14 protein-coding genes are annotated in these 19,732 nt (G+C 41.0%); 9 read left to right on the top strand and 5 right to left on the bottom strand.

Going from position 1 to position 19,732, the window contains the following annotated elements; translation table 11 throughout:
• Positions 1 to 6: 6 nt before the first annotated feature.
• The 3 genes from PQ461_RS09685 to PQ461_RS09695 are packed head-to-tail and all read right to left on the bottom strand — an operon-like array spanning position 7 to position 6,487.
• Complete coding sequence (locus PQ461_RS09685; RefSeq protein ID WP_274303738.1) at positions 7 to 3,183, bottom strand: SusC/RagA family TonB-linked outer membrane protein; 3,177 nt, start codon at positions 3,181 to 3,183, stop codon at positions 7 to 9.
• Between the two features lie 59 nt (positions 3,184 to 3,242).
• On the bottom strand, positions 3,243 to 4,670 hold the full coding sequence (locus tag PQ461_RS09690; protein WP_274303740.1) for a sugar porter family MFS transporter: 1,428 nt from the start codon (positions 4,668 to 4,670) through the stop codon (positions 3,243 to 3,245).
• Between the two features lie 5 nt (positions 4,671 to 4,675).
• Positions 4,676 to 6,487: a class I mannose-6-phosphate isomerase gene (locus tag PQ461_RS09695; protein ID WP_274303741.1), complete on the bottom strand. Its 1,812-nt coding sequence runs from the start codon at positions 6,485 to 6,487 to the stop codon at positions 4,676 to 4,678.
• Positions 6,488 to 6,723: 236 nt separating this feature from the next.
• Between PQ461_RS09695 and PQ461_RS09700 the strand changes: the two genes are divergently transcribed.
• On the top strand, positions 6,724 to 7,452 hold the full coding sequence (locus PQ461_RS09700; protein ID WP_274303743.1) for a GntR family transcriptional regulator: 729 nt from the start codon (positions 6,724 to 6,726) through the stop codon (positions 7,450 to 7,452).
• A gap of 136 nt (positions 7,453 to 7,588) precedes the next feature.
• Here PQ461_RS09700 and PQ461_RS09705 read toward each other — a convergent pair whose 3' ends face one another.
• Both PQ461_RS09705 and PQ461_RS09710 read right to left on the bottom strand, forming a co-directional pair.
• Entirely contained in the window at positions 7,589 to 8,047 is a 459-nt protein-coding gene (locus tag PQ461_RS09705) for a nuclear transport factor 2 family protein (protein ID WP_274303745.1), read from the bottom strand.
• Positions 8,044 to 9,144 carry an acyltransferase family protein gene (locus tag PQ461_RS09710; protein WP_274303748.1) on the bottom strand — a complete coding sequence of 367 codons (1,101 nt, stop codon included), beginning with the start codon at positions 9,142 to 9,144 and terminating at the stop codon, positions 8,044 to 8,046. The genes PQ461_RS09705 and PQ461_RS09710 overlap by 4 nt, the downstream gene beginning before the upstream one ends.
• Before the next feature lie 178 nt (positions 9,145 to 9,322).
• On the opposite strand from PQ461_RS09710, the gene PQ461_RS09715 reads away from it, so the two are divergent.
• The 8 genes from PQ461_RS09715 to PQ461_RS09750 all read left to right on the top strand — a co-directional run bounded on the left by PQ461_RS09715 (position 9,323) and on the right by PQ461_RS09750 (position 19,680).
• Positions 9,323 to 10,381, top strand: a complete 1,059-nt coding sequence (locus PQ461_RS09715) for a sensor histidine kinase (protein WP_274303750.1) — start codon at positions 9,323 to 9,325, stop codon at positions 10,379 to 10,381.
• Positions 10,374 to 11,060 carry a LytR/AlgR family response regulator transcription factor gene (locus PQ461_RS09720; RefSeq protein WP_274303752.1) on the top strand — a complete coding sequence of 229 codons (687 nt, stop codon included), beginning with the start codon at positions 10,374 to 10,376 and terminating at the stop codon, positions 11,058 to 11,060. The genes PQ461_RS09715 and PQ461_RS09720 overlap by 8 nt, the downstream gene beginning before the upstream one ends.
• A 144-nt stretch (positions 11,061 to 11,204) precedes the next feature.
• Positions 11,205 to 12,296 carry an efflux RND transporter periplasmic adaptor subunit gene (locus PQ461_RS09725; protein ID WP_274303754.1) on the top strand — a complete coding sequence of 364 codons (1,092 nt, stop codon included), beginning with the start codon at positions 11,205 to 11,207 and terminating at the stop codon, positions 12,294 to 12,296.
• A 21-nt stretch (positions 12,297 to 12,317) separates the two neighbouring features.
• Positions 12,318 to 16,790, top strand: a complete 4,473-nt coding sequence (locus PQ461_RS09730) for an efflux RND transporter permease subunit (protein ID WP_274303756.1) — start codon at positions 12,318 to 12,320, stop codon at positions 16,788 to 16,790.
• Between the two features lie 6 nt (positions 16,791 to 16,796).
• The gene (locus PQ461_RS09735; RefSeq protein ID WP_274303757.1) at positions 16,797 to 17,432 is read left to right on the top strand and encodes a porin family protein; all 636 of its coding nucleotides are present in this window, start codon (positions 16,797 to 16,799) and stop codon (positions 17,430 to 17,432) included.
• 13 nt (positions 17,433 to 17,445) lie between these two features.
• Positions 17,446 to 17,826, top strand: a complete 381-nt coding sequence (locus PQ461_RS09740) for a DUF2147 domain-containing protein (protein WP_274303758.1) — start codon at positions 17,446 to 17,448, stop codon at positions 17,824 to 17,826.
• Between the two features lie 32 nt (positions 17,827 to 17,858).
• Positions 17,859 to 18,917 carry a sensor histidine kinase gene (locus PQ461_RS09745; protein ID WP_274303759.1) on the top strand — a complete coding sequence of 353 codons (1,059 nt, stop codon included), beginning with the start codon at positions 17,859 to 17,861 and terminating at the stop codon, positions 18,915 to 18,917.
• A 1-nt stretch (position 18,918) separates the two neighbouring features.
• A complete protein-coding gene (locus tag PQ461_RS09750) occupies positions 18,919 to 19,680 on the top strand; it encodes a LytR/AlgR family response regulator transcription factor (protein WP_274303761.1) in 762 nt (253 codons plus the stop codon).
• Positions 19,681 to 19,732 lie beyond the last annotated feature (52 nt).

The raw sequence follows: 19,732 nt of genomic DNA on the forward strand, positions 1-19,732 counted from the left end.
AATAGGTTAAAAAGTGATGTCGAGTCCGGCACCATAGAAGATAGGCAGCAGGTAGTTTCTCGCACTGTTTGATGATGAATTAGGGCTTACATTATTCCCAAATTCAGTTGTTTCAGGATCTATGAATTTTAGTTTTGAAAGCGTCAGCAGGTTCTGTCCGATCAAAGAAACACGCACACGCTGCATACCTGCTTTGCGGGTAAGCTGCGTTGGTAAGGTGTAACCAATGTTAACGTTCTTCAACCTTACATAGGCGGCATTGTAACGATACAGATCTGAACCTGTACGCCAGTTGTTGGTATTTGACGGAGACCCGATGGTAGCCAGTCTTGGATAACGGGCATCCGGGTTGTTAGGTGTCCAATAATCAGTCATGTGCTCATATAAGGTAGCACCATAATTGTAATGGAAAGGTTCTACAAGTTCGCCACGTAGAAACTCGTCACGTTGGCCAACTCCCTGAACAAACAGCGACAAATCAAAACCTGCAACAGCTACGCGATAGTTAAAGCCGAAAGTATAGTGCGGAAAGGGATTGCCGATCACGGTTTTATCCTTATCGTCAATTTTTCCATCGCCGTTCAGGTCTTTGAATTTAACATCGCCAACACCTACAATGGCACCTGCCGGTTTAGGATAGCTGTTAACTTCGGCAGCAGTCTGAAAATAACCATTGGTTTCATAACCATAATACTGTGTGATAGGCTCGCCTACACGCCTGATTAACTGGTAAACATCCTGGTTATAAATAATCTGTTGGGTGTTGCCGGTTAATTGCAGCAACTTGTTTTGTGTGTTGCCTACGTTTACGCTAAAGCTTTGGCTCACCTTAGGTGTTTTCCAGTTGTAGGTAAGTTCTAACTCCCAGCCATGATTGCCTACTTTAGCAACGTTGGCTACCGGTGGAGCAGCTCCAAAGATGGATGGGACATCCAGCGGGGTTTGCTGGATATTACTGGTTACCTTGTTAAAATAATCGAATGATCCTGTCAGCTTATTTTTAAACAGCCCAAAATCAAAACCGATGTTAAAGGTATGCGCACGCTCCCAGGTAAGCAGGGGATTAGATAAATTAGTACCTGCGCCACCCTGTATCACGTTGTTGAAACCATAAGCACCAGGATAGTTGAAGTAAGTAGTCAGGTAAGTATAATTACCGGCCGACTGATTGTTACCCACTACACCATAGCTTGCCCTTAATTTCAGGTTGTTCAGCGTGTTTCTGATACCTTCCATAAAGTTTTCTTCTGTGATCACATAACCTGCGTTTACAGAAGGGAAAAAGCCATTGCGGTGACCTTTTGCAAACTTTGACGAAGCATCATCGCGGAAGACAAAGTCCAAGAAGTAACGGTTGCTGTAATCATAGCTGATCCTTCCGAAAGCAGACTGTAAGCTGTTGGCCTGAACCGTGATACTATTGTATGAGTTAGTTGCATCGATCAATGTACCAGTGGTCGCGTTACCAAAGACCGGGTCGGTCAACGTTTTTTGCAACTGAAACCCGCGCTGGCTGTACATTTCGCTCGAAACACCTAATGTGGCGCTGATGTTATGCGCACCAATGGACTTGTTATAGCCCAGAAAAACCTGGGTATTGAATGAGTTATCTTTTGAGTTATTGTCGTAGGTAGTCAGGTCATTTCCATAAACTCCTGCAGGCAGATAGTTTACTTGTGTTCTTCTGAAAAAGTTGCCGTTGTTTTGAAGCGTACCGCCGAAAACGCCGGTCAGGCTTAGTTCATTGGTAATACTTAAAACACCGGTCAGGTTACCGAATATGCGGTCGTTGTCAGCCTGGTTAAAACCACCTTTTTCAAGTATGCCGTATTCATTGTATTGTGAAGCTACGGGGTTAGTCAGATAGTTGCCATCGGCATCTGTCCAGCTGTAATTATGCGGAACCCGGTTTGCGTCGGCAAAAATGTTATTGTCGCCAACGCTGTTGGTTTTGTTCCTGGATTTGGTATAATCTAAAATGCCTGACAGCTTAAACCGGCCAATGGTAGCCGATTCGTTTAACCTGATGTTATATTTTTGATAACCGAACTTGTTACCAGAGCCGCCATTGCCAATAAAGTTACTCAGTTGGTTAAGGTAACCTGCTGAAATATAAAATGTATTTGTTGGGCCGCCACCACTTACACTTACGTTTTGTGAGGTTTGTGGTGCGTTGTAAAGCAGGTGGTTAATATCCCAGTTACCATCTCCCTGTGCAGCCAGTTGCTGTATTTGCTCTGGTGTGTAAGCAGGAGGGAGGCCCGAGTTTGCCAATGCCTCGTTTTTGTAATAAGCATTATCTGCACCGCTTACCTTTTTTACTAAAACATTAGGCTGTTGCAAACCGAAATTACCATTATAAGTTACGGTTGGTTTCTGGTTCAGTTTGCCGGTTTTAGTGGTTACCAAAAGCACGCCGTTAGCGCCACGTGAACCATATATAGCTGCTGAACCTGCATCTTTAAGTACAGTTACACTGGCAATGTCATTTGGGTTTAAAAGGTTAAGATCATTAATAGATTGAGAAACAATACCATCGATAACCAAAAGCGGATCATTGTTGCCAGTTGTTGCAACGCCACGAATGTTAATGCTCGGGCTGCTTCCCGGGTCAAGCGAGCTTTGCTGAATGATCAGGTTGGGTGATTGCCCCTGCAAAGCCTGCGCCGGGTTTAATACCGGCTTATCATTGATGTCTTTAGCACCTACCGTACCAATGGCACTGTTGATGGTAGCGCGGCGTTGTGTACCATAACCCACCACCACAACTTCATTCAATGCCTTGGTATTGTCTGGCTTTAAATTAATGTTTAACTGGGTCTTGTTACCGATAGCTACCGTCTGTGTAAGGTACCCGATGAACGAAAATGATAATGAACCATTCGCGTTTGCATCCGGAACGGTTAATTTATAATTACCGTTTACATCACTTATGGTACCCAGCGTGGTATTCACTAATCTTACTGTTACACCAGGCAGCGGCCGGCCCTGTTCGTCGGTAACCAAACCGGTTACCACAATGCTTGCGACATTGCTCAATTTGGTGCTGCCATCTTTATTGATTTTGGCGTAAGCACCCGGCGGGTTCAGGCACAGAAATGCAGCGGGCAGTAGCACCGGAATGGCCGCCCGATATACATGCCTTCGCATTTCTTTTGTTTTAAGTAAAAATTCAGATCTCATTTTGTTGGTTTTAATTGGTAAATCGGTTATTAATGGGGTTTACATATTAGCGGCATGGGTTATGCTTGTTTTTTACTTTGCAGGTAATTATCTTCCCACGTTTTCTCTATGGTTTCTAATGATTTGCCTTTGGTTTCGGGTATCAGTTTATAGGTAAGCCAAAGGGCGGGAGCGCAGCAGGCTGCAAAAATCCAGAAGGTAAATGCCGGGCCCAAATCCTCTAAAAATGCCGGGGTTAACTGCCCAACGAAAAAGTTGCCGACCCAAAGCGAAAGTGTTGCCAGTGACATGGCTTTGCCGCGTATGGCGCGCGGAAAGATCTCGCCAACTACTACCCAGCAAACCGGGCCAAAGGAGAATGCAAAGCAGGCAATAAACAGTAGGATGCCGCTGAGTATCCAGTAGCCCGAGACTATGCCTGCGAAGAAAAGTATGCCTATAAGAACAAGCGCAACAACGGCGCCGCCGATACCGGCAAATAATAAAGGTTTTCTTCCCCAGCGATCAACTGTGAAAATAGCTACGAAGGTGAAAATAACATTTACAAGGCCAATGGTTACCTGCCCGCCGAGTGCATTATTTAATGCAAACCCGGCCTGTTCCAATATTTTAGGGCCATAATATATTACTGCGTTAATGCCGCATAGCTGAGAAAATAGAGGTAGTAACAAGCCGATTAGTAAAGGCTTACGGTATACTGGTTTTAATAACTCTTTGATGCTTTGCTGGTCATCTGTTTTTTCACTTGTATGAAAATCATTGATCTCCTGTTCTGCCGACTGTTCCCCGTCAATTTTAATCAGGATATTTCTGGCTTTTGATACCCGGTTTTTCAATAGCAGCCATCTGGGTGATTCCGGTACCGCGAATAATGAAAACAGGAATATAGCAGCAGGGACACTGCCCAGGCCAAGCATAGCACGCCAAGACTGATCAGAAAATATTTGTTTAAAACCCGCCCCAAAGAATTGATTTGTAGCATGATTGAGCAGGTAGGCATTAGAAAAGTAAGCAATAACAATCCCAATGGTAAGCGCAAGCTGGTAAAGGGATACCATCATGCCGCGTAACCTGGCCGGCGAGAATTCAGATATGTAAAGCGGCGAAACCATTGATGCCACACCGATACCTAATCCGCCAATTAACCGGAAGGCAATTAACTGTGAAAACGATTGCGACCATGTACAACCGGCTGCCGACAAAAGGAACAGGACTGCAGAAATAATGAGTACTATTTTTCGGCCGTATTTATCGCTTAGTATACCTGAAAATGCGACGCCTATAATGCAGCCCAATAAGGCACAACTTACAAACCATCCCTCGCTTACGGCATTGAGGTGGAAATCCGTCTTAACTAAGCTTACTGTGCCAGATATAACCGCTGTATCAAAGCCAAAAAGGAAACCGCCAAGTGCAGCAATAACGCATACCAAATAAAGATAAAAGCTGCTTTTCTTAGTTACTATAGGCTGTGCTGTGTTTGTCATTCCCATCATTTTAAAAATGCTTTAATCACTTTAGCCCGTTGTGTTCCATGGTTGATAAGGCGGTAACCGCCCGTAGCCGCAGGGATCACAAATGTTTCTGCATAGGCAAATGATTGTTCGGTTCCATCATCGGTTACAACTGTTACATTGGTGCCTTCTACCAGCATCAATACATGGTAGGTATTGTCCTGGTTTATCTGTATGGTATCATCAAATTCCAGCCGGTGAACATCATAGAAATGTTCTTTATGCGTAGGCAGATGGATGAGGGAATACTCAGAAGTTTCTTCTATAACTACCGGCTTCGAGATCAGTTCATCTTTTACAAGTTCGCCTTTACGATTGAAGTCAAGATTGTTAAAGGCATGTTCGATATTGATCGGTCGGGGTTTACCATCCAGATCAAGGCGCACCCAATCATACATTTTAAAAGTAAAAATGTAAGGGGTGGCACTGATCTCTAACACCAGATTACCTGCACCTGCGCTATGAACAGTGCCGTTTGGTATTAAGAATAAGTCGTGTTTTTTGGCAGAATGTACCTGCACAAAGTCTTCAATTTCTAATACTTGCCCCGTATTCTGGCTTTTTTCTAATGCGGTACGATAAGTATCAGGCTCAATATTTTCCTGAAAGCCGAGATATACTGAAGCTTTTTCATCGCAATCTAAAATATAATAGGTTTCATCCTGGGTAATGGTTTCGCCAAAGTTTTCCTGTATATATTTAAGCCTTGGATGGCATTGTATAGACAGGTTGCCGCCTTTAAATGTGTCCAGAAAATCGAACCTGATCGGGAATTCAAAACCAAATGTTTCCGCGTGGCGACCCAATACATTTTCATGATTGCTGAACATCAGCATATCAAATGAAACCTCTAAAAGGTTATCGTCGCTTTGGAATACAATCCCGTTTTCGGGCACAATTAATTCAAAAGACCATGCTAAATTCACTACATCAGTATTCAGGTTGCTGATATGTTCCTTCATCCATTGTCCTCCCCATGCACCCGGCTCAAACCACGGCCTTACTCGGAATACAGAAGTACTAACGTGTTTAAGGCCGGCAAGCAAATCAGCCTGATGCATCCAATTTATGGTATCAAGCCACTGGGCGTCCGCAAATACAGAAATTTTATGAAGTATATCTTTTTTATGGTTGTTGAGTATTACCCAATCAACAAAATAAAAGCGCTTATACATCTGAAAAGGTTCGTCTGGCGCTGTAGCACCAAGATTATGGATACTGCCTGCCCGCATTCTGAACTGCAACTCATTTTTGGGCAGGTCTATATAAATTATAGGGGCATCCCAATTTGATAATGCTGCCCCCGAACCGATGATGATATTTAGATCAAACGATTTATCAACGCTTTGCGAGAAAAGATTCTCTGTGAAAATGTCGGCTAATGCTAAGTTTGTCTTTGTTCCCCAAACCGAACGATGCTCACCAAGGAAGGGGCTAATCAGCTGATCAATTTCGTGCTCATGTTTAAAATAATCAGAAGTGTGAATCCAATTGACATTTAACCCTTTCTCTTGAAAATAACTTTGAAGGCTATCTTTTATACGATCCCAAAACACCCCAACATAACCGTCGATAATAACAGCATTGCTCTGAGAAATGTAATCTGCTAATGATTCAAATCCGCTGAATATTTTACCAGAACCGATTTTAGCCGTAGGGTAAATATTGTAGGTGCCCGCATTAGCAAGGGAAGACGGTAGCTGTGCAGGCATCAGAAATTGCTCTGTTTTTCTCAGTTGCAATTGTTGCTCAGCATGTATGGTCGGATCAAGATTGTATTTATCACTCATATGTTTATATGTTCATACATTTAATTTGTTACAGCATAGCGTCTGTTACAAAATTGTATTAAATAGTTATCGCTTGAAAAAAATGGTTTATAATTATGTACAAACATATAAACAAAATAGATACATGCAAATACTAACCACAAATATTTTTCTGAAGTTACAGATTAGGCACTTTAATATGTATGTACATTTGTAGGTAACGTGTAAGTTAACTATCATTGCATAGAAGATAATTGATGAAATACGCTATTGATCATAAGAGCCCGGTCCCCCTACATGCACAGGCAGAAGAACTGTTAAGGAAACTTATTGCAGAAGAAGCTTACCAGAATGGCAAGTTGTTACCAAACGAAATTGAACTTGCCAAACTGCTGGCCATTTCCAGAAGCACACTTCGGCAGGCCATTAATAAGCTGGTTTATGAAGGCCTGCTTATTCGTAAAAAACGAATGGGAACTAAGGTTAACCAGTCTGTAGTAAGCTCAAAATCAAATAATTGGTTAAGCTTTTCGCAGGAAATGAAACTGCGTGGCATCACCATCAAGAATTTTGAACTTCATGTAACCTGGGAACAGCCTGATGAGCAGCTGATCAGTTTTTTTGAGATTAAATCAGATAAAAAAATCCTGAAAATGGAACGTGTGCGGGGCAAGCCGGACGGGCCATTTGTTTATTTTATATCTTACTTTCATCCGAGGGTTGGACTTACTGGAGACGAGGATTTTAAAAAACCGCTTTACGAAATGCTGGAGAACGAGCATGCAACCGTAGCTTCATTATCTAAAGAAGAGATCAGCGCCCATGCTGCAGATGAGGTAATTGCAGAAAAACTACAGATTAAAGTAGGCGACCCGGTATTGTTCAGAAAACGATTTGTTTTTGACCAGGGAGAGCGGCCAATAGAATACAATTTAGGGTACTATAAAGCTGATAGCTTTGTATATACCGTAGAAAGCAGGCGATAGCCTGTTTTCTACTACTTAAAGAGGTTATTTAATCTTTTTAATTCTCTTTTATAATCATGCAATTCGTAACACCTTCCAGTTGTAGCTCGTAAAGGCGCTGTTGCGGGTGGAATATTTGATGTAAGTTTTTGATGTTTTAACTATCGGTTGTCCCTATGGAATAGATCACGCTTACAATTTTCCATTTGCCGTTCATTTTAATTATATGCCAAAACTCCTTTCCCTGGTTAGTCATTTTACCATCTTCGAGATAGCTATAATCAAAAACAACACTACCAATTACGTCATCATTTGTTATCCTGATATTCTTAAAAACTTCTTCCTGCTTTTCTTTGGCAGTCAGAAACTTATAGAAGTTATGATAGTTGCTAAAGTAGCAGTTCTTAAGGTTGACATTTCGATTCTTTAGTACCCCAGCCCACACAAAAGCTTCAGGGGTAAAAAGGTTAATGAATGTGGCAGAGTCCTTTTTAATAATACATTCTCTGAACTGACCGATAATGGTGTTGATTTCAGCCTTTTCCTTGTTAAATTTTTGCGCCTTTACTGTAGTTATTGAAAGCATTAAAAGAATTGCAATAATTACTCTATTCATGATTTTTGATATTTTAATAATTTGTTTTTGATGTTACGGAACGGGTGCTCAATGGCATAGCGATAAAATAGCCCTGCAATTAAGCATCCGATAAAGCAGGCGATCATTAATAAATTTTCAGGAACGGCTGTATGTTTTAATGCTGATTGTATCATATGAATTATGCCTTTATGAGATAGATAGACTGCAAAAGATAGATCAGCCAGTTGGCGCGTCCATGAAAATGATAGCCTGCTAAGTAGAAATGATTTAGAAATGGCGGCAATAACCAGTAATCCGTAAGCCACTGCAACTAATGTAAATCCAAAAACAGAAGATGTTCCAGAAAACGGACTGCTAACCCAAAACGACAGGGCCAGCATAATTATCCCTGTAATAAAAAATAGAACTCCATTAGCATGCATAAACTTTTTGAAGGTTGCAGAATATTCATGAAGAAAACCAATGAGAACACCTATAGCTAATCCATCTAATCGAGTATGAGTAGGGTAATAAATATGCATGTACCATATTCTCCACACATCGTCAGACTGAAGAGCAGGTACTACAAAATGATTCCAAGAAAGAAACCTTAACAGGATGGAAGCTAAAATAAGTGCTAATAAAATGTATTTAAGTTGGTGTAATAAGCGTGTTTTCATAAAAAGAAGAAGCGTGAATGGAAGCAGCAGGTAAAACTGTTCTTCTATACATAATGACCATGCATGCGAGAATGTACCCGCGTGTAAATTATCGAGGTTATAATTTTGTGTAAACGTTATAAACTTCCATAATGAGGGTAAAGCCTCTTTCTCTCTGAAAAATGGAAAGCAGAAATAAATAGCTACAGTAAAAGCAAATGGCGGAATGATTCTGAAAAATCTTTTGATAAAGAAGCTTTTTAGCCTGATTGTATCATGCAGTTTTATTTCCTTAAACAAATGGCTGGAAATTAAAAACCCGCTAAGCACGAAGAACAGATCAACGCCAGTCCAGCCATACACTCCTACGATATCAAGCCATCCTGGGTGATTGAAAGCACGGTAATGATATAACCAAACGAGCAGTATTGCTATTGCCCTTAAATGATCCAGTCCGTGTAATCTGTTTTCTTTCATGTTTCTGCAAAGCTTTTATAATATTTTGTACTAATTGTGAAGAAGTGTGTAAGCCATGTTTTAGAGGACGAGTGTCGCTTTAAGCCATTCATGTTTAAAATGAAGTTGTCTGTCCTAAAATCTTGTTGTATATGTTAATTGCCGATACTAAAAGATGCTTATCATTAGCTTTGCAATTATGAAAAAGAACCTTGACGGTAATACATTAAATGTACTTGTTTATCAGGTTATATTCTGGCTCGCTCTTTTTCTTTTTGGCATTGGGCAAGCTTATGATCACGCTAATACCGTGTCTTTAAAAGAAATAGCCATATATAATGGCTGTCACCTGCTTTTTCAAATTATAAGTGCCAATATCATTTACCATTATTTGGTGGTATCCTTTTTTGAGCGCAAACAATATTTAGTGTTTTTAATCAGTCTTGCTATTACCCTTTATTTGTTAGCCGTATTCAATCGTGTTTTTATTGTTTATGTGGCCGAACCTTTTTTTGTGCATGCATCGCAGGATGGTATTACTTCGATTTTAACAGATCTGGATTACCTGAGTATTCATTATCTATTTCCTATTGTAACCTCATCGTTCATTTTCATTTGCTTTATGCACGTACTTAGGTACAAAAATGAGCGACAAAGTAATTTACAGTTGCAGAAGGAGAAGGCAGAGCTTGAGTTAAAAGTGTTGAAGTCGCGCCTTAATCCGCATTTTTTGTTCAATACACTTAATAATATTTACTCGCTATCAGTTAACCATCCTGATAAAACACCTAATTACATTGCCGGCTTTGCCGAGATAATGGATCATGTAATTTACAAAGGGCCTCAAAAAATGATATTGGTAGATGAAGAGATTACTGCAATTCTACGTTTCATTGAACTGGAAGAACTTCGATATGGTAGTAAATTGAATGTGAACAAGAAAATATCGTTGAACTTACAAAACCAAATACCGCCTTTACTTTATCTTTCACTGGTTGAAAATGCATTTAAACATGGTGGCCATAATGCTGATGGGATATTCGATATAAATATTGAAATTGAGACGAACGCTACCGCCTCAATATTCAAAATAATAAACAGCAGTACCTTAAAACCAATAAATAACAAAACAGGCATTGGCCTTAATAATACAGATGAGCAATTGCGGTTATATTATAAAAATAAGTACGTGTTAAAAGTTGAATCTGATAAGCAATGGTTCAGTGTAGAGATCGTTACTCCTGCAAAAAATGATTAAGTGTATCATAGTTGATGATGAGCCGCTGGCCATAGAATTACTGGAGAGCCATTTGAAAAAGGTAGATGGTTTCCAGCTTGTTGGTACTGCCCAAAATGCCATTGATGCCCACCGGATCTTGCAACAACAGCACGTTGACCTGATGTTTTTAGATATTCAGATGCCTGATTTAAGTGGCATAGAATTAATGAAGTTGCTTGACAAAAAACCTAAAGTGATTTTTACAACGGCCTACCGTGAATTTGCTGTGGAAGGATTTGAGCTTGAGGCAGTAGACTACATTTTAAAACCGATTACTTTTGAGCGCTTTTTTAAAGCAATAAACAAGTTGAAACGAGAGGTCGGTAATGACTTCGAAAATAGTATCATGATCAAATCTGAGGGTGTAAACAGAAAGATAAAAGTAGATGATATTATCTTTATAGAAAGCCAGGGCAACGATCTGAAACTTTGTGTTAACGGTGCCTTTTATTTTGTTAAAAATACGATTACTGAGTTTACAGAACGGCTTTCTAAATCAGGCTTTGTAAGAATTCACCGTTCCTTTATTTTTAATCCTTTTTATGTTACTGGTTACAACAATGCTGAAATACTATTAGGTAACTATGCTGTTCCAATAGGGAAAAACTATAAGCAAGCATTTAATGACTTTGTTGTAAGTTATTCTAAAACCTTATAAGGCGCACCATTAAATTTTCTCGTTAAAGGTATCAATACTCAGCTTTGTTTCCTGTCACTTCAGTTGCTGATTAAGGCAACTCGGTCACATTTTATATAAACTGCGTGCAATGTCTGGGCAGATTTGCATTAAAAGTAATGTAAAATGTTCCGGGAGACGATAAAAAAACACTACAAAAAGCTGTTGCTGTTAAGCGTATTTGTCGCAGCAATTTTAGCTGTCATTTTTCAACTACGAAAAAATCAGGCAGATATTAAAACGGAGATCCGCGAAGAACTTAAACCTGTCGGTTACAATGCGGAAGCCATATTGGTTAAAGAAATACCAATTTCTAAAGCTTTTACCTATCGCGGTACGGTAGAGCCTATTAAAACAGTTATTCTAAGTGCAGAAAGCGATGGCAAAATCACGTATTCGGGTTTAGAGAACGGAAAATCGGTTAACAAGGGCGCAACGCTGCTTAAAGTAGATCGAACTATCCGGTCTTCATCTTACCGTTTAAGCCAGGATGCTTACACAAAAGCACAAAGCGATTACCTGAAATTAAGTGAACTTTTCAAATCCGGAAATGCTTCGGGTATGGAAGTTGAAAACGCAAAGCTAGCCATGCAGAATGCCGCTTCGCAATTGGCTGTCAGCCGTAAGCAGGTTGGCCAAACCACTGTGCTGTCTCCGGTTAACGGGATCATAGTTGACCGTAAAGTAAACCAGGGCGAATTTGTAAGCACAGGTACACAGATTGGCTCTGTTGCCTGTTTAGATTCTGTACGCATCACGGTTTTCGTAAAACAAGAACAGGTAGGTCAACTTAAAAGAGGCGATGCAGTATCGATTCAATCAGTTTCTTCACCTAACATTATAATCAAAGGACGCATTTACGCCGTTATTCCGGTTGCATCTGCCGCCAGTACTTACCCGGTTGAGATAAGATGCACCAATACAAAAGGCTTCGCTCTTATGGGCGGGATGAGCGTTGATGTCCAATTCAATCAGGGTACTATTGCTAAAGTGCTGGCAGTACCCAGAACTTCGATCACCAAAATTGATACTAATAATGCGGTTTATGTTGTGCGTGGTAACAATTCGCCGGTACTTAGGCCGATAATTACGGGCAAGCCGGTTGGTACTTATCTCACGGTATCCAAAGGATTAAAAGCCGGCGATACTGTGCTGACCAAAGGGCAGCTTAATGTAGGTGCAGACAAAAAGCTGCAACAGGTTCACATCATCAACTAATCACTTTTAAATCTATCTGTCATGAGTATTACAGGGCTGGCCATTAAAAGGCCGATCTTATTCATCGTATTCTTTTTGGTTTTGGGTGGGCTAAGTGTAATGAGTTATTTAAAGCTTAAATATGAGTTACTGCCTAACCTGGCTACACCAACCATAACAGTGATCACTGCTTACCCAGGCGCATCGCCTGTAGATGTAGAAAACAGCGTAACCAAAAAAATAGAAGATGCGGTTGCAGGGGTAAGTAAAAGCAAAAAAGTAAATGGCACTTCTTCAGATAACCTTTCTCTGGTATCTATTGAATTTGTAGCCGATGCAGACCCCGACCAGGCATTACAGGAAGTACAAAGAGCGGTTAACAGCGTTGTGGCTGATTTCCCCACAGGCGTAAAAGCCCCGGTGCTTGAAAAATTTAACGTGAACGATCTTCCAGTTTTAAAACTGGCTGTTACTGCAAATGTACCACCCGCCGAGCTTTATGATCTGGTTAATAAAAAGATTAAAAACAGGCTGGCCCAGGTTAAAGGCGTGGGCAACATCAAGATACTTGGCGGTGCACCTAACGAGGTGCGCGTTTCAGCAAAGCTTGACGAATTAAAAACCCGCAACATCAGCATTACTGACCTGTATGAAACCGTCAGAAATGCTAATCTCGACTATCCTGTGGGCACGGTTAAAGACAAGGATGCACAGTTTGGTGTAAGGCTGGCGGGTAAACTAACAGATACTAACCAGGTAAAAAAACTGGTAATCAAAAACTATCCCGACGGCAGCAGCCTGTACCTGGGCGATGTTGCCAATGTGAGACTAATGCAGAAGGATGAAGCGGTAGGTAGTAGCCTTAACGGTAAATCATCTATCGCGGTTTTTATCAATAAACAATCGGGTGCCAATGCTGCTGAAGTAGCAGCTACCGTACGTAAAGAACTGCAATCCATTGAGCAAGACTATTCAGGGAAAAACATAAAGTTTAACGTAGCACAAGACAGTTCTGAGTTTACACTGGCGGCTGCCCACCAGGTATATGATGACCTTGGCATTGCGGTATTGCTTGTTGCACTGGTAATGCTGGTTTTTCTGCATAGCGTGCGCAATTCCTTAATCATCATGGTATCTATTCCTGCATCCTTATTCAGTGCATTTATCATGATGTATGCACTTGATTATTCGCTTAACCTGATGACGTTACTGGCCATAAGCCTGGTTATCGGTGTGTTGGTGGATGATTCTATCGTGGTTTTGGAAAATATCTACCATCATCTTGAAAAAGGTAAAAATACAAGGGATGCTGCGTTGGATGGCCGTAACGAGATTGGCTTTTCTGCACTGGCCATAACCCTTGTGGACGTGGTTGTATTTCTGCCGATGGCATTAGTACCGGGTTTGGTTGGCAGTTTGATCAAGGAGTTTTCATTGGTAATTGTGGTGTCAACGCTATCGAGCCTGGTAGTATCGTTTACCCTTACCCCAATGATTGCCTCGCGCTTTGCAAAACTGGAGCACTTAAATCCGGCAACGCTGATGGGTAAGGCTGGCCTATGGTTTGAAGAAAAGATTCATCAGCTTACAATGGTTTATGGAAGAATTTTAAAATGGGGACTGCAACAGAAACTGATAGTTGGTATTACTGCCTTTACCATATTGGTTGGTTCACTATCATTAATGGTTACCGGCATTGTTGGTACAGAATTTCTTCCGGCTGCTGACAAAGGGGAACTTTCTTTATTCGTTGACCTACAACCCGGAATCGAGTTGCCAGAGACAAAAGCCGCTGTAAAAACGATAGAAGCTAAACTGCATTCGATTCCCGAGATCACCAAATTATTTTCAAACAGCGGTTATCAAAACGATGGCTTTAATGAAAAATACGCCAGCAACGTTGCTACCATCAATGTGTCATTGGTGCCTATAGATAAACGGGAAAAAACGCTTTCGCAGCTTTCGCGGCAACTTAAAAATATAGCTATGCAGGTTACGGGTGTACGCGCACGTGTATCGCCTATTGGCCTGTTCGGGGCTAATGAGGCGCCTGTAAAGCTTGTAATTACCGGTACAGACAGGGATAGTGTAAATAAAGCTGCCGCTACAATTCTTAAAGGCATAACGCCTGTAGAAGGTTTAATTAACCCAAGAATGACTGCTGATGCAGGTAAACCAGAAATGAAACTGGTGACCGATCCCGATCAGATGGCCAAACTGCATCTGAACACAGCATTGGTAGGGCAAACATTACGCATGGCAGTTTTTGGTGATGATGAGCAAAAGTTCCGCATTAACGGAACAGAGACCGACACACGCATTGTACTGGATATTAAAGACCGTGAAAATACGGCGCAGCTAATGGACATGACCTTCTTAAATACCGAAGGGCAGCTGATTTATCTGAGCCAGTTTGCACATGTGGTTGAAGAATCATCACCTTCTGAGCTTGAACGCCGTAACCGTCAGCCTTGTGCTACTTTACTTGCACAGGTATCAGGCAGGCCGGTTGGCGATGTTGGTGAAAGCATAAAAAATACCATAGACAAACTGCACATCAATAAAGGAGTAAAGGTATTGTATGAAGGCGATCTTGAGCTTCAGGATGATTCATTTACCGATCTCGGCATTGCGTTACTGGTATCATTCAGCCTTGTTTACCTCATCATGGTTGTTTTATATAACGACTGGATTTATCCTTTGGTTATTCTCTTTTCTATACCGCTGGCTATTTGCGGGGCTTTACTGGCACTTGCCCTAACTGCAAAATCAATGAATGTGTTTTCCATATTCGGCTTGATTATGATGATGGGCTTGGTTGTGAAGAACGGCATTTTGCTGGTTGATAAAACCAATTTAATTGTTGGGGAAGATACCAGCCGCACATCGGTAAATCATGCGCTGATTGAAGCTGGAAAGGCACGTTTAAGGCCTATACTGATGACAACCCTGGCAATGGTTATCGGTATGTTGCCATTAGCGCTGGCTACTGGTGGTTCATCGGCATTCAGCAGCGGGCTGGCCTGGGTGCTCATCGGCGGGCTAAGCAGCAGTATGTTCCTTACGCTTATTGTTGTGCCTGTAGTATATGGTGTTGTTGCTGCAATTAAAGACCGCTTCAAGGCAAATAAGGGCCAGCCAAAAATGGTAAAAATGACAGCGCTTGCTTCTGTTATTATAATGGCAAGCATGTTAGGTACTATAAACAATGCCCAGGCGCAGGAAATACAACAGCTGTCATTAAAACAGGCAGTTGCTACCGGGCTTCAAAATAACCAGCAGATAAAGATTGCCCAGTTCGAAGCGGAAAAAGCCAAATATGGGTTAAAGGAAGCACAGTCATACGAGTATCCTCAGATAAATATCTCTGCCGATTATATCAGAAATATCAAGCCTTCCGTATTCTTCTTACCTGTATTCGGTATTAACCAATCTTCGCAAATCGTTTTTGATAACAGCAAATTTCAGGCTATCCCGGCAACGGCTAAAAATGGGTATTCGGGAAGTGTTAATTTAAACATGCCTATTTTTAATAAAGAAGTTGATGGTAATGTTGCCACAGCCCACCTGAATGAAAACCTTAATAAAGCTAACGTTGAGGTTAGTCGCTGGGAACTGGCCGACGAAATAAGAAAGGCTTACTTCAACTGCCAGATCGCCCGACAGAATCAGCAGTTTACAGAAGCCGCACGCAAGCGTGCGCTACGTAACATGCAGGACAGCCGTAAGCTTTTTGCTAAAGGCTACGCCAACAAAAGTGATACGCTTACGGCAAGCGCTAATGTTGAATTGATGAAAATCAATGTTAACAAAGCAATTACCGCTGTTAGCCAGTCACAAAATTACCTGAAATCCTTACTTAACCTACCCGCCAATGCTGCGGTAAACCTTACAGATACCATTGGTGCAGGCTTGCTTCCTATTAGCATAGCTAATTTAAACGATACTTCATTAGTGAGTAAGACCAACCGCCCGGACCTGAAAGCCAACGAGTGGAAAACTGCAAGTGCCACACAGCAGATCAAAACTGAAAAATCAAAGTATCTGCCATCATTAGGATTTGTAAGCCAATACATGATGCAGGCCCAGTCAGATAATTTTGACTTCAGCCGGTATGCGTATCCAAACAGCTTTTATGTAGGGCTGCAACTCACTATACCAATTTTTACCGGCTTCCGTACCGAAGCGCGGGTGAAACAAAGCAGGCTTGTACTTGAAGAAGCTTATGCCGAACGCAGCCAATTGCTGAGCGCCGCAGATTTACAAATGCGCAACAACCGCTTGTCGATCAAGGAAAACTTGCTAAAAATGAAAGGGCTTCAAAATGTCCGTTCAGCACGCCAACAGGCGCTTGATTTTATTAAAGCCAGATGGGCTATGGGCTTTGCAAAATATACCGATGTAGCCGATGCGGAATTGCAATTGCTGCAAGCCGATAATGATTATACCCAAAGCGTTTTTGATTACCTCACAGCTGTTGCCGGATATTATAAGGCAGCAGGAAACATTTTATAATACCCTATGAAGAATACATTGCTTGGCTATTTAGCCATTGTGACCATTGTTTGTCTATCTGCAAATGCTGCGCATGCACAGGCTAATGATGACCCTGCATTGCGAAAAGTTTATTTAGATTTTGGCGGCTCGGTTGGCTTGTTCATCCCGGTTGATAATGCTAAAAATGCCACTACAAAAAATGGCTCAAACGCCATGACAGTATTGCAATTAAACTATCACCAGAATTATTTGCTCAGGTTACAATTTGGGCAAACAACGGTAGATTTTAAATCGCAAAATCAATTTGGCGCCATTACCTCCAGCGTAAACGCAAAGGCAAACAGCACTAATTTAGGCCTTGCAGCAGGTTATCAGCGTACTTATGGCAGGTGGCAGCCATTTGTGCTTGCCGGGGCAGGGGTTTCATTTATTGATGTACCAGCAACAAACTTTAACAGCAGTACACAAACGGTTAGCTACACAACCAATTCGGGCAACTACCTATATTTCAACATAGGTACCGGTATTAACTACAAAATCTCGCGCTCGTTCACCATTTTCTTGGAAGGGCAAGGATCAACGATACCCGATCTGCCTAAAAATTCTTCAACACATTTAAGCGGCATAAGTGCCCTTATAGGTATCAAAGCTCCACTATAATTAAATATCAATCATGAAAAAGAGACTAATTTTAGCTAAAATAATGGGCTTAGCCTTTAGCTCATTAACCTACGCACAAAAATTACCCATCACCGTTATTGGAAAGTGGGAAACGCCTGATAAAGACGTTATCGAGTTTTATAACGATGGTTCTGCAATTATTGCCAGGCAGGTAAATACACAAACGGATAAGGACAAACCTTATAACGGTAAAATAGTAGCCAAAGAATTAAAGCCCGTTTCAAACACTGTTTTTGAAGGTACGGTTATAGACCCTAAAGATAACAAGCAGTATAACGGCAAATTTATTCTAAACAATAATGGTGAGGCGTTGCAACTGAAGGTTAAATGGGGCTTTTTAAGTTTTAATGAAACCTGGAAGCGATTAAAATGATTTAGGGTATCGTATCTTAATTATATTCGTGCATGCGTAAACACAGTTATAAATTATTTCGCATCTATGGCTATCCCGGCTTTGCCCTGCTGTTATACCTTATCCTTATCTTAATAAACCCACTGGATAATGTTTACAAAAGCTGGCGTAACTATGCGGCGACTGATTTTTTACTGGAGTTTGGCTTTAATATCGCTTACACGATATTGTTATTTGAAACCGGGATACAACTTACCGCATTGCTCAACCGGTTCAGGTCATGGGAGAACTTCTTAAAAACACGGTTTGTACTACAATTTGTGCTGCATATCATTATAATTTATGTAATGATCCGCCTGTTTTTCACATTCAGATTCCCGGCATATTTTGGATATGATACCACCATGGAAAGGCAAACCATTATTATCGGCATCATATTTTCATTGCTGATCACGGCTGTTTTTGCAGCGGAGCACTTTTTCTACAAATGGAACGACGCCCGTTTAATGAGTGTCGAAATGGAAAAGTTAACCACACAGGCACAACTCGATGCACTTAAATTGCAGCTTGATCCTCATTTTCTGTTCAATAATCTCAGTACGGTTTCTGCACTTATCGATACTGAACCAATGACGGCACTTTCTTATATCTCTAATCTATCTTCTATATACAGGTACATGCTCACCACCAGGTTAAAAAATGTAATACCACTTAGTGCCGAGCTCGACTTTATTAAATCGTACCTGTATTTATATCAGGTGCGTTATGGTGAAGGTATTATTGTAACGATTGATGATACTGCTAATAAAACCGCTATGGGACTGCCACCCCTTACGCTGCAACTTTTGATAGAAAACGCCATTAAACATAACACCTTTAGTATGGCTTCGCCGTTAAAGATCAACATTACCTTTACTTATGATAATCGCTTGGTTGTTGAAAACAACAAAAGGCTTGTCTCAGACAAGGAAAGCAGCACGCAGGTGGGACTTAAAAATATAAGTGAACGTTATATGCTGATGAATCAAACGCCGCCAATAATTTCTGACCTGCCCAATGTTTTCAGGGTAGAAGTACAGCTGATTAATATAGACGAACTACAAAATACCTGAAATGACAACTGCGTTAATTATTGAGGATGAATTACCCAATATACAAAGGCTTAAGAAATTACTAGGTATTGCCGATCCCGGCATTGAGGTGTTAGCGAGCCTGCAAACCGTAAAGGATAGCATTGAGTGGTTGAGTGCCAATCCACATCCGGACGTTATTTTTATGGACATCCGCCTTACGGACGGTATCAGCTTTGAAATATTTAATGCCGTTAAAATAACAACAGCTGTAATTTTTATCACCGCTTATGACGAGTATGCGCTGAAAGCTTTTGAAGTAAATGGTATCGATTATCTGCTAAAACCACTGGACGCTGATAAATTAGACAAGGCACTTAAAAAGGCAAAGCTGATGGGTGGCAAAACAAGCGATGATAGCTTGCTGAGATTGATTAAAAGCATGCAGGTGCAGCAGCCTATATACCGTTCCAGGTTTCTGGTTAATTACCGCGATAGGTATATCATTATCCCTATTGAAGATATCGCTTACTTTTCTTCAGAACATAAAACCACGTTCATTATTATGCATAACGCGCAACGTTATGCTATCGATCAAACGCTTGAAAGTTTAGCACAAGAGCTTGATCCGTCGAAGTTTTTCAGGGCAAGCCGGCAGATCATTGTTTGTGTTAAAGCTGTCGGTAAAATTACACAGTCCTTCAATGGGCAAATAAAAATTGAACTTAATCCATCAACGGATGAAGGCATACTGCTAAGTCGCGAAAAGTCAGGACAACTGAAAAAGTGGTTAGGTGAATTTTGATAAATAGATATGCCGATTTAAATCAACTGACATGTAAGGCCTAATCAATTTA

The organism is Mucilaginibacter sp. KACC 22063 (assembly GCF_028736115.1).
Classification (GTDB): domain Bacteria; phylum Bacteroidota; class Bacteroidia; order Sphingobacteriales; family Sphingobacteriaceae; genus Mucilaginibacter.

What these genes read in the sequence shown, in the direction of transcription:
- PQ461_RS09685 (WP_274303738.1), bottom strand. Translation starts at nt 3,183, where the DNA reads ATGAGATCTGAATTTTTACTTAAAACAAAAGAAATGCGAAGGCATGTA.
- PQ461_RS09690 (WP_274303740.1), bottom strand. Translation starts at nt 4,670, where the DNA reads ATGACAAACACAGCACAGCCTATAGTAACTAAGAAAAGCAGCTTTTAT.
- PQ461_RS09695 (WP_274303741.1), bottom strand. Translation starts at nt 6,487, where the DNA reads ATGAGTGATAAATACAATCTTGATCCGACCATACATGCTGAGCAACAA.
- PQ461_RS09700 (WP_274303743.1), top strand. Translation starts at nt 6,724, where the DNA reads ATGAAATACGCTATTGATCATAAGAGCCCGGTCCCCCTACATGCACAG.
- PQ461_RS09705 (WP_274303745.1), bottom strand. Translation starts at nt 8,047, where the DNA reads ATGAATAGAGTAATTATTGCAATTCTTTTAATGCTTTCAATAACTACA.
- PQ461_RS09710 (WP_274303748.1), bottom strand. Translation starts at nt 9,144, where the DNA reads ATGAAAGAAAACAGATTACACGGACTGGATCATTTAAGGGCAATAGCA.
- PQ461_RS09715 (WP_274303750.1), top strand. Translation starts at nt 9,323, where the DNA reads ATGAAAAAGAACCTTGACGGTAATACATTAAATGTACTTGTTTATCAG.
- PQ461_RS09720 (WP_274303752.1), top strand. Translation starts at nt 10,374, where the DNA reads ATGATTAAGTGTATCATAGTTGATGATGAGCCGCTGGCCATAGAATTA.
- PQ461_RS09725 (WP_274303754.1), top strand. Translation starts at nt 11,205, where the DNA reads ATGTTCCGGGAGACGATAAAAAAACACTACAAAAAGCTGTTGCTGTTA.
- PQ461_RS09730 (WP_274303756.1), top strand. Translation starts at nt 12,318, where the DNA reads ATGAGTATTACAGGGCTGGCCATTAAAAGGCCGATCTTATTCATCGTA.
- PQ461_RS09735 (WP_274303757.1), top strand. Translation starts at nt 16,797, where the DNA reads ATGAAGAATACATTGCTTGGCTATTTAGCCATTGTGACCATTGTTTGT.
- PQ461_RS09740 (WP_274303758.1), top strand. Translation starts at nt 17,446, where the DNA reads ATGAAAAAGAGACTAATTTTAGCTAAAATAATGGGCTTAGCCTTTAGC.
- PQ461_RS09745 (WP_274303759.1), top strand. Translation starts at nt 17,859, where the DNA reads ATGCGTAAACACAGTTATAAATTATTTCGCATCTATGGCTATCCCGGC.
- PQ461_RS09750 (WP_274303761.1), top strand. Translation starts at nt 18,919, where the DNA reads ATGACAACTGCGTTAATTATTGAGGATGAATTACCCAATATACAAAGG.